A 9,408-nucleotide genomic window follows, 5' to 3' on the forward strand; every position below is an offset into this window, starting at 1 on the left:
CTTCTCGCCGGTGGTCCCCGGCTCGGCCGTCGCCGTTCACCGCGCGCGCCAGTACCCCAGGGCGTGCACCCGGTCCTTCGGCACGCCGAGGTCCTTGCGGACGTGGGCCGCGAGCGTGCGGGTGGTCGCCGTGTCGCAGGCGATCCAGACGTACGGGTGCGGGGTGCCGGCGAGGACGGCGGGCAGCTCGGCGCGGACCCGTTCCACCAGGTGGGCGCCCGCGTCCCGGCGCGGCACCGCCCGTATCTCGTGCCGGCCGGGCACGGTCCGGCAGGGCAGCCCCGCCGGGTCCCCCTCGAACCAGACGGTGGCCGGGGCCGGACCCAGCGCGTCGAGCAGGGAGTTGAGCGCGGGCAGCGAGGCCGGGTCACCGATCGCGACGACGTGGGAGGGCGCCGGTTCGGGGTCCCGGAAGCCGGTGCCCTGGACGGTGGCCTCGATCGTGTCGCCGGGCCGCGCGGCCCGCGCCCAGTCGGAGGCGGTGCCCTCGTGCAGGGCGAACTCCAGGCCGAAGGTGCCGGTGCCGGGGGCGGGGTCGACCAGGGTGTAGGCGCGCTGGTGGGGCCGGCCGTCGGCGGCGAACCACAGCCGCACCCACATGGTGGGGTGGACGCCGGTCGCGGCGAGCAGCCCGCCGTCGCTCAGCCGGAGCCGCCGGTAGTGCGGGGCCACGTCCCGCGCGTCCAGAACGGTCAGCACGAAGTCCTGGGCGCGCAGCAGTCTGAGGACCGCGCCTTCCCAACCCCGCCCCTGCCCCATGACCCCTCCATCGTTCGCGTACGATCCCGCCACAGAAAAACTTAGGCAAGGCTAACCTAAAGAGCAGAGCGCAGGGAGATGTCCGGGTGACCATCGAGACCTACCGCGACGGCTGGGGCATCCCCCACCTGCGCGCGTCCAGCGCCCGTGAACTCGCCCGTGCCCAGGGCCGGGTCACCGCCCACGACCGGGCCTGGCAACTGGAGGTCGAGCGCCACCGCTTCCAGGGCACCTCCGCCTCCTTCCTCGGCGCCGAGGCGCTCTCCTGGGACGTCTTCGCCCGCCGGGCCCGGCTGGACGACACCGCCCGCCGCTGCTTCGCCGCGCTGGAACGGCGGGATCCGGAGACGGCCGACTGGGTCCGGGCGTACGTCGACGGGGTCAACGAGGGCCTGCCCGCCGGCGCCGGACGCGCCCCCGAGTTCGCCCGGGCCGGTCTCACCCCCGGCCGCTGGCAGCCGTGGACGCCCCTCGGCGTCTGGCTCGGCACGCACATCCTCTTCGCGGGGTTCCCGGCCAAGCTCTGGCGCGAGCGGGCGATACGGCACCTCGGCCCCGAGGCGGTCGGCCTGTTCGCCACCGACGGGCCCGGTACGGCGGGCAGCAACGGCTGGCTGGTCACCGGCGACCGCACGGACACGGGGTACGCCCTCATCGCCGGCGACCCGCACCGGTTCATCGAAGACCCCGGCGTCTACCAGCAGATCCACCTCTGCTGCCCCGAGTTCGACGTCGTCGGCCTGGCCGTGCCCGGCGTCCCCGGCATCGCCCACTTCGGCCACACCGGCACGGTCGCCTGGGCCATCACCAACGCCATGGCCGACTACCAGGACCTCTACCGCGAACGGCTCCGCCGCACCGGCGCGGGCATCGAGGCCCTGGGCCCCGACGGCGCCTGGCACCGCGCCGGCCGCCACACGGAAACCGTCCACATCGCCGGTGAACCCCCCATCGAGATCGAGCTCATGGAGACACCCCGGGGCCCGGTGATAGCCGGGGGGCCGGAGGGACTCGAGGCAATCGCCGCGGGGACGACGCCGGGGCACGTGGACGTCTCCCTGGCCGAGGGCGCCCCTCTGGCCGGCGATGCCTCCATGGCCGTCGGCGCCTCCGCGACCACCGATGCCGCCGCCCCGGCCGACGTCGCCTCCCCCGCAGCCGCATCCGGGCGCCGGCCCGGGCGGCCCGCGGAGCCGGGCGAAGCGCACGGACGCGAGGGCGGCGACGTACCGCTGGAGCCGGCCGCACCCGGCGACGACAGCCGCACGGGTGCTGCCGGGTGGAGCGGAGACCTGGCCAGCGGCGCGGCCGAGGCGCTCGCCCTCCGCTACCCGCCCCGCGTGACGGAAGACCTCGGCTTCAGCGCCCTCCTCCCCCTCCTCCGCTCCCGCACGGTCGCCGACGTCGACACGGCCCTGGACGCCTGGACCGAGCCGGTCAACGTCGTACTGGCCGCCGACACCGCCGGAGGCACCCTGCACCGCGTCGCCGGCCACGTCCCCCGCCGTGCCGGGGCCAACCGCCTCCACCCGGTCCCCGCCTGGGAACCCGGCCACGCGTGGCAGGGCGCGCACGAGACGCCGTACGCCCGACCGGCCACCGAGAACGGCGTCGCGGTGATGGCCAACGCCCGCGGCCTCGCCGCCCCCCTCGGCGTCGAGTTCGCCCCGGCCCACCGCGCCACCCGCATCCGTGCCCTGCTCGACGCGCGCCCCACCTGGACCGCCGACGGCATGCCCGCGATCCACACCGACACCCACCTCGGCTCCGCCGCGCCCCTCCTGGACCACCTCGCCGCCCTCACCGGCCTCGGCCCGGCCGCGGCGGCCCTCCGGGACCGACTGCTCGCCTGGGACCGCCGGATGGCGGCGGACAGCACGGACGCGGCGGCGTACGCGGCGGTGCGCGGCGCGGTCGTGCGCCACCTCGCCGCCCACCCGGTGTTCGCCCCGCTCGCCGAGCCCCCGGCCTACCCGGACGTCCTGCTTCCCTGGCTGGCCCTCGTCCCGCGCGTCGGCCACGCCCTCGAACACCTCCTGCGCGCCGAGGACCTGTACGGCATCGACCGCGCGGCGGCCGTCCGCGCCGCTCTGGAGGAGGTCGCCGCCGCACCCCCCACCGGTCCCTGGTCCGCCACCCACCGCCTGGCGCCCTGGACGGCGCTGCCGCTGGTCCCCCACTCCGGCGGCGCCGACGAACCCGGTCTCGGCGGCGACCACGACTGCGTGCTGTGCACCTCCGCCGTCCCCGGCCTCACCGACCGCGCCGCCCGCGGCCCGGCCGCCCGCTACGTCTGGGACCTGGCCGACCGCGCCAACAGCCGCTGGGTGGTCCCGTTCGGCGCCGACGGCGTACCCGGCGCCGCCCACCACCACGACCAACTCCCTCTGTGGACCGAGGGAGAGCTGGCCCCGGTGGTGACCGACTGGGCCCGGCTCACCCCCGAACCCGTGGACGCATCCGAGAAGACCGAGGAATCCGATGACTGACCTGCACGTCCAGCACATCGACGGCTACGGCACCGTCCGCGTCCGTCCCCTCGACCCGGAGGGCGACGCGGACCTGATCCACGCCTGGGTGAGCGACGAACGCGCCGCGTTCTGGGGCATGAAGGGCCTCACCCGGGCCCAGGTCGCCGAGGTCTACGCCCACCTGGACACGCTCGGCACCCACCACGCCCACCTGGTCACCGTGGACGGTGAGCCGGCCGCGCTCCTCCAGACGTACGAGCCGTCCGCCGACCGGGTCGGCGAGTGCTACGACGTCCGCCCCGGCGACCTCGGCGTGCACCTCCTCCTCGTCCCCGCCGGGCCCGACGGCCCGCGCCCCGGCTGGACGTCCGCCCTGCTGACGGCGATCACGACGTACGTGCTGCTGGTCCTGGACCGCCACCGGATCGTGATCGACCCGGATGTGCGCAACGCCAAGGCCATCGCCCGCTTCGAACGCCAGGGCTTCGAGCGGGGCCCCGCCGTCGTCCTGCCCGAGGTGGACCTGCCCGACGTGTACCTGCCGGAAAAGCACGCGCAACTCGCCTTCCTGGAGCGGACGGTAGCCTTCCCCGGGTGACGACGCCCGACGAGCTGATCGCGCACTACGACCTGGAACCCATCCCCCGCGAGGGCGGCCTGTTCCGCCGTACCTGGGCCGGGCCCACCCGTCCCGACGGCCGTCCCGAGGGCTCCGCCATCGTCGCGCTGCTCACCGCCGACGACTTCTCCGCCCTGCACCGCCTGCCCTTCGCCGAGACCTGGCACTTCTACCTGGGCGACCCGCTCCAGCTCCTGCTCCTCGCCCCCGACGGCACCACCCGCACCCCCGTCCTCGGCCCCGGTCTCCGTTCCGGCCAGCACCTCCAGCTGACCGTGCCGGCCCGCACCTGGATGGGCGCGCGGGTGGCCGCGGGCGGGGCATGGACGTTCTTCGGCTGCACGATGGCCCCCGGGTTCACCTACCCGGACTACGAACACGGGGACGCGGCCGACCTCACGGCGCGTTACCCGGCCGAGGCCGCCCTGATCACGCGACTGTGCCGCCCATGACGCCGCCCATCACGCCGCCCATGACCCTGCTCGACGGACAGACCGCCCTGGTGACCGGCGCCGGCGGCGGCATCGGCCGCGCCATCGCCCTGCGCTTCGCGGAGCAGGGCGCGGCCGTGGCGCTCCACTGCCGTACGGCGCTCGCCGCGGCCACCGAAGTGGCCGACCGCATCCGGGAGTCGGGCGGCAGGGCGGTCGTGCTCCGGGCGGACCTGACGGACGCGGCCGCCTGCCACCGCCTGATCGAGGAGACGACGGCCTGGTCGGCCGGCCGCCTCACCGCGCTCGTCAACAACGCGGCCGTCCAACCCGTCCAGCCCCTCCCGGAGTTGACGGCGGGGGACTGGCGCACGGTCGTCGACACCGACCTCACCAGCGTCTTCACCTGCACGCAGGCGGCAGCCGCCCACATGCGCGCCCACGGCGGCGGCACCATCACCCACATCGCCTCCATCGAGGCCGGCCACCCGGCCCCCGGCCACGCGCACTACGGCGCGGCCAAGGCGGCGGTGGTCGCGCACGCCCGCGCGGCGGCCCTGGAGTACGGCCCCGACGGCATCCGCGTCAACACGGTCTCGCCCGGCCTGATCGACCGGCCCGGCCTGGCGGAGGCCTGGCCGGACGGCGTACGGCGCTGGCTCGCCGCCGCCCCCACCGGCCGCCTGGGCCGCCCCGAGGACGTGGCCGACGCCTGCGTCTTCCTCGCCTCCCCGCTCGCGACCTGGATCACCGGTCACGACCTGGTGGTGGACGGCGGGGTGACGGCCCGTCCGACCTGGTGAGCACGCGGCCGGTTCCCCCCGTACCTATGGGGAGGCACGGGTGCACGGCGGGAACGGAGGCTGACGGTGCTGCGCGACGCGGACAACGACGGAGCCCACGGCGGAGACCGTGCGGGAGCCCGGTACGGCGACCGACGACCGCGAGGACGACGCGGCCCGTCGCGGCGCCCGGCAGGCACGTTCCTGCTCCTCCTGCTCCTCCCCGTCCTCCTCCTGGGTGCGGCGACGCCCGCCTCGGCCCACGCCGTCCTGCGCGCGACCGACCCCGCCGACGGAACCGTCCTGCGCACCGCCCCCCGCCACGTCACCCTCACCTTCACCGAGTCGGTCGGCCTGCTGACCGACTCCTTCCGGGTCTACGACCCCGGCAACCGCCGCGTCCGCACCGGCCCCGCCGGCCATGCCGCCGGCCGCTCCGACACCGCGCGCGTCACCCTCCCCGCCCGGCTCGCCGCCGGGACGTACACGGTCGCCTGGCGGGTGGTGTCGGCCGACAGCCACCCGGTGTCCGGTGCCCTCACCTTCTCCGTCGGGAAACGGACGGCGGCACCGGCGGCCCCGCCCCAGGACCGCACGGAGAACGGGGCCACCACGGCCCTGCACACCATCGCGCGCTACCTCGCCTACCTCTCCCTGGCACTCCTCCTGGGCACGGCCGCGTTCGTGGCGTACTGCCGCCCGCCGACGACGGCCCACCTGCGCACCCCCGCCCTGGCCGCCGCGGCCACGCTCGCGGCCTCCACCCTCGCCGTCTACCTCCTGCGCGCCCCCTACGAGGAGGCCGCCTCCCCGACGACCGCCTTCTCCCTCACCGCCCTCACCCACACGGCGACGACTCGCGCCGGCCGGCTCCTGCTGCTCCGCCTGGCCCTGCTGCTGCTGGCCGCGGCCGCCGTGACCCTGCTCAGGACGCGCCGGGTCAGGCTGCCGCGCCGCACCACCCTCACGACGGCGACGGCCCTCGCCGTCGCCCTGGCCCTCACCTGGTCGGCGTCCGACCACGCCTCGGCGGGCATCCAGGTCCCGGCGGCGATCGTCTCGTCCACCCTGCACCTGCTGGCCATGGCGGCCTGGCTGGGCGGCCTCGCCGCGCTCCTGTGGACACTGCGGCGCGCCCCGGAACCGGCCCCCACCCTGCCGGCCACGGTCCCGGCCCGTTTCTCCCGCCTGGCGTTCGCGTCGGTGGTGGTCCTGGTCGTTACCGGCGTCTACCAGTCCTGGCGGGGCCTTGGCTCCTGGCAGGCGCTCACGGACACGACGTACGGCCGCACGCTCCTGGCGAAGCTGGCGGCGGTCACCGCGCTGCTCCTGGCGGCGGCCTGCTCCCGCACCTGGACGGCCCGCCTGGCCCGTCCCACGGGGGCCGCGGCCCGCGCCCGCGTCCCCGAGCCGGCCACGGGCCCTCCGCTCCCCGAACTCCCCCCGGAGCCGCCCCCGGCCCCACCCCTGCACCTCCTGCGCCGCTCGGTCCTCCTGGAGGCGGTGGCCGCCGCGCTGGTCCTGGCCCTGACCACCCTGCTGACCAGCACGGTCCCCGGTCGCGCGGCGACGGAGTCCGGCCGGCCCGCGCCCTCCGCGGCGACGGGCGTCCAGACGGCCTCGGTCACCACGATCCCCTTCGACACCGGCGCCCCCGGAGGCCACGGCAAGGTCCAGATCACCCTGGACCCGGGCCGCGTCGGCACCAACTCACTCCAGGCGGTGATCTACGGCCCCGACGGCGGCCTCTCCACGGTCCCCGAGCTCCGCGTCACGCTCACGCTCCCGTCCGGGCGCATCGGCCCCCTGGACACCAGGCTCACCGACCGCGGCGGCTACTGGGCCACCCCCGCCTTCACCCTGCCGCTCCCCGGCACCTGGACGATGAAGGCGACGGTCCGCGTGTCGGACCTGGACCAGGTCACGGTGTCGGCACCGGTGCGGGTGACGCGGTAGGGGCGGGGGCCGGTGCGGTCAGACGGCGTGCAGGAAGAGCTGCGGGGACCAGGCCGTGCAGCTGCCGGGCCCCGCCTCGTCGATCGCGCCGGCGCACGCCCTGACCTTGAAGTTCCAGTCGCCGCGCGCGGGCGCGTCGACCGTCGCTACCCGGTACTCGCCCATGCGCAGCTGCCAGCTGTACCAGCCGGGCCGTGACGGATACGTGTACCGGACCTCGTAGTAGGTGTAGCGGGGGCTGGAATAGCCGCCGTAGTACACCCTCAGCGTGTTGGCGCACTCGTCGAAGCGGGCACCGGCGTACGGGGTGTCCGCGTACTTGAACCGCTTGGGCGTACCGCCCAGGTCGGTGCCGCCCCCTGGCGGATACGCGTCCTGGTACGCGCACTGGCTCGCCGGATCGGAGGCCGGTAACCGTGCCTGCGCCGCGGTCGCCGTACCGCCCAGGGAGACGACGGGGACCAGCAGAGCCGCGGCACCGGCCACCACACCGAACGAGCGCCCCACCGCCCTCACCTCCAGCGAAAGAAGTCCCGTCACCACAGTGCACTTCAGCCCCAGAGGTCGCATCCGCTGACCGGGACAGCGAACGGGCCCGGAAAACGCCAGAGGGCCGGACCACCTGACGTGGTCCGGCCCTCTGGGCTGGCGGAGGATACGAGATTCGAACTCGCTGCGTTCATGCCCGTCCGGGCGCTCATTACGAGTCGAGTGCCGGGCCTGAACGGTGGTGTCCGTCGCTGAATGAGACGGAAACTGAGACGGGCGGGTGGGGACTGACCAGGCCGTTCGGATCAGCCGCAGGTGCATCCGGCCGCAGCCGACGATTCCCGGCTTCAGGCGCCACCGGCGTGCTGCGGTCAAGGGGCTCGCATACCTTCACGTCATGGACTTCAACATCACCGCGGGGGAGGAAGCCGTCGTGTTCCACGTGGCGAGCCGTGTACAGAATGGCTTCTCCCTCACGGATGACGACTTGGCGGAGGAACTGGGCGAAGAGGTCCGCCCACTGCTGCAATCGCTCCTGGGCAAGGGTTGGCTTGTGGTTGACGAGGATCGTGAGCTGGCCTTGTCCACCATCGCGCGGCATGTCGTGTCCAGCCGGAGGGATGCCGAGGGGCCGCAGGCATAGCAAGACCGATCTTGCAACAGGCGTGTACTCGTACCGGATGACGGCAGCCGGCTCTGGCACAGGCCTCTCGGCCTGCTCGTTCGCATCGTCACGGTTCCTGCGGGCAGCACTCACGTCATCCGCATGTCTCTGCGGGGACGATCAGCAACCGTGCTGTGAGCGTGAGGCGGCGTGTTCCCACGGGAGGAGGGAAGGAGGCAGAGCGGGAGGGAGGACAGGAGACAACCGTGACCGTCCTCGCGATCTTTCTCCTCATCATCGGGACGCTCTTGGTCCTGCTTGGGGCACTTCTGGTCCTTATCGGGACATTCCTGATCGCTATCGGGGTGGCCTTGATCCTTATGGGGGCGACCTTGATTGCCGTGGGCACGTACGTGCTGATCCGGCGACTCTTCGGCCGCGATCGGGGACGATCTCACCTTTGGTGAATCCGAGGACAGGCCCTCAGCACAGCCACCTCGGAATCGGATCGATGGATCAAGGCTGAGTCAAGGCGGCGGGGGCCGGCGGCACCCGCGCCAGGTGAAGGCTTCGAGGTCTGGCCTCGTCTTTATCAGGTCGATCACTGGGGTTTGTTGACGTCGACCAACCGCACCTGCGCCTCGGTCGATCGTCCACTGAGTTCCGGTGTCGACCGCTGCTGGTCGTGCTTGTTGGTGTCAGCCGCTGGTGTCAGTCGCTGCGCGCGGTCTTGACAAGGGTTGCCCCGATCCGGCCAAAGGGAGGACTTAGCAGCCCATGCCCGCCTGGCCCCGGCCCTGCTGAGGCCCGGAGTGCCTATGCTGGCACCGCTGCGGAAGGGCGGTGCCATGGATGCTGACTCCCGGACCAGGGCCGCGATCGAGGAGCATTGGCGGGCCTCAGAAGGCGGGAACGTCGAAGCCGAGCACGCCATTTACGCCACGGACGCGATCCTGGACTACCCGCAGTCAGGAGAGCGATTCCGGGGTCGCGCGACGATCTTGGCGCAGCGCGGCGGGCACCCGGCCGACCGGCATTTCACCGTCCAGCGGATCACGGGCCACGCGAATCTGTGGGTGAGTGAATGCATCATCACCTACGACGGCGTGCCTTCGTACTCGGTGAGCATCATGAAATTCGCGGACCAGCACGTGGTGCACGAGACGCAGTACTTCGCCGACCCCTTCGTCGCGCCGACCTGGGTCACGTCCGCTGGAGTGGTGTATCGACGGCCACTCGGTGATCTCGTTTTGAGGCTATGCGGTGAGTTCGGTGGGCAGGACGGTGTCGTCGGTTT

The 9,408-nt window shown here is 73.8% G+C and carries 10 protein-coding genes; 8 read left to right on the plus strand and 2 right to left on the minus strand.

All coding sequences use genetic code 11. The features are described from left to right. Positions 1 to 36 precede the first annotated feature (36 nt). A complete protein-coding gene (locus OO52_RS01320) occupies positions 37 to 759 on the minus strand; it encodes a siderophore-interacting protein (RefSeq protein WP_030659046.1) in 723 nt (240 codons plus the stop codon). 86 nt (positions 760 to 845) lie between these two features. Here OO52_RS01320 and OO52_RS01325 point away from each other — a divergent pair, with 86 nt between their 5' ends. The 5 genes from OO52_RS01325 to OO52_RS01345 all read left to right on the plus strand — a co-directional run bounded on the left by OO52_RS01325 (position 846) and on the right by OO52_RS01345 (position 7,018). Next, a complete protein-coding gene (locus OO52_RS01325) occupies positions 846 to 3,248 on the plus strand; it encodes a penicillin acylase family protein (protein WP_030659048.1) in 2,403 nt (800 codons plus the stop codon). Further along, positions 3,241 to 3,828 carry a GNAT family N-acetyltransferase gene (locus OO52_RS01330; protein WP_030659051.1) on the plus strand — a complete coding sequence of 196 codons (588 nt, stop codon included), beginning with the start codon at positions 3,241 to 3,243 and terminating at the stop codon, positions 3,826 to 3,828. Before OO52_RS01325 ends, OO52_RS01330 begins: the two co-directional genes overlap by 8 nt. Continuing rightward, positions 3,825 to 4,301: a cupin domain-containing protein gene (locus tag OO52_RS01335; protein WP_030659053.1), complete on the plus strand. Its 477-nt coding sequence runs from the start codon at positions 3,825 to 3,827 to the stop codon at positions 4,299 to 4,301. The genes OO52_RS01330 and OO52_RS01335 overlap by 4 nt, the downstream gene beginning before the upstream one ends. Positions 4,302 to 4,321: 20 nt before the next feature. Beyond that, positions 4,322 to 5,083, plus strand: coding sequence for an SDR family NAD(P)-dependent oxidoreductase (locus OO52_RS01340; protein ID WP_031026333.1), 762 nt, complete (start codon positions 4,322 to 4,324; stop codon positions 5,081 to 5,083). 66 nt (positions 5,084 to 5,149) lie between these two features. Next, a complete protein-coding gene (locus OO52_RS01345; RefSeq protein WP_037631159.1) occupies positions 5,150 to 7,018 on the plus strand; it encodes a copper resistance CopC family protein in 1,869 nt (622 codons plus the stop codon). 18 nt (positions 7,019 to 7,036) lie between these two features. Here the strand turns inward: OO52_RS01345 and OO52_RS01350 are convergent, their stop codons facing one another. After that, positions 7,037 to 7,525 carry a hypothetical protein gene (locus OO52_RS01350; protein ID WP_234328841.1) on the minus strand — a complete coding sequence of 163 codons (489 nt, stop codon included), beginning with the start codon at positions 7,523 to 7,525 and terminating at the stop codon, positions 7,037 to 7,039. Positions 7,526 to 7,904: 379 nt separating this feature from the next. Between OO52_RS01350 and OO52_RS01355 the strand changes: the two genes are divergently transcribed. From OO52_RS01355 to OO52_RS01365, 3 genes are all read left to right on the plus strand, one after another. Continuing rightward, complete coding sequence (locus tag OO52_RS01355; RefSeq protein WP_030991154.1) at positions 7,905 to 8,150, plus strand: hypothetical protein; 246 nt, start codon at positions 7,905 to 7,907, stop codon at positions 8,148 to 8,150. Between the two features lie 227 nt (positions 8,151 to 8,377). Further along, a complete protein-coding gene (locus OO52_RS01360) occupies positions 8,378 to 8,578 on the plus strand; it encodes a hypothetical protein (RefSeq protein WP_030659062.1) in 201 nt (66 codons plus the stop codon). Between the two features lie 351 nt (positions 8,579 to 8,929). After that, positions 8,930 to 9,408 (plus strand): nuclear transport factor 2 family protein (locus OO52_RS01365; RefSeq protein ID WP_199820071.1); only part of this gene is annotated, 479 nt, incomplete at its 3' end.

This window comes from Streptomyces flaveolus (assembly GCF_000716535.1).
GTDB lineage: Bacteria > Actinomycetota > Actinomycetes > Streptomycetales > Streptomycetaceae > Streptomyces > Streptomyces flaveolus_A.

Excerpts from the sequence above, each read along its gene's own strand:
- OO52_RS01340 (WP_031026333.1), top strand. The coding sequence starts at position 4,322 with ATGACCCTGCTCGACGGACAGACCGCCCTGGTGACCGGCGCCGGCGGC.
- OO52_RS01320 (WP_030659046.1), bottom strand. The coding sequence starts at position 759 with ATGGGGCAGGGGCGGGGTTGGGAAGGCGCGGTCCTCAGACTGCTGCGC.
- OO52_RS01355 (WP_030991154.1), top strand. The coding sequence starts at position 7,905 with ATGGACTTCAACATCACCGCGGGGGAGGAAGCCGTCGTGTTCCACGTG.
- OO52_RS01330 (WP_030659051.1), top strand. The coding sequence starts at position 3,241 with ATGACTGACCTGCACGTCCAGCACATCGACGGCTACGGCACCGTCCGC.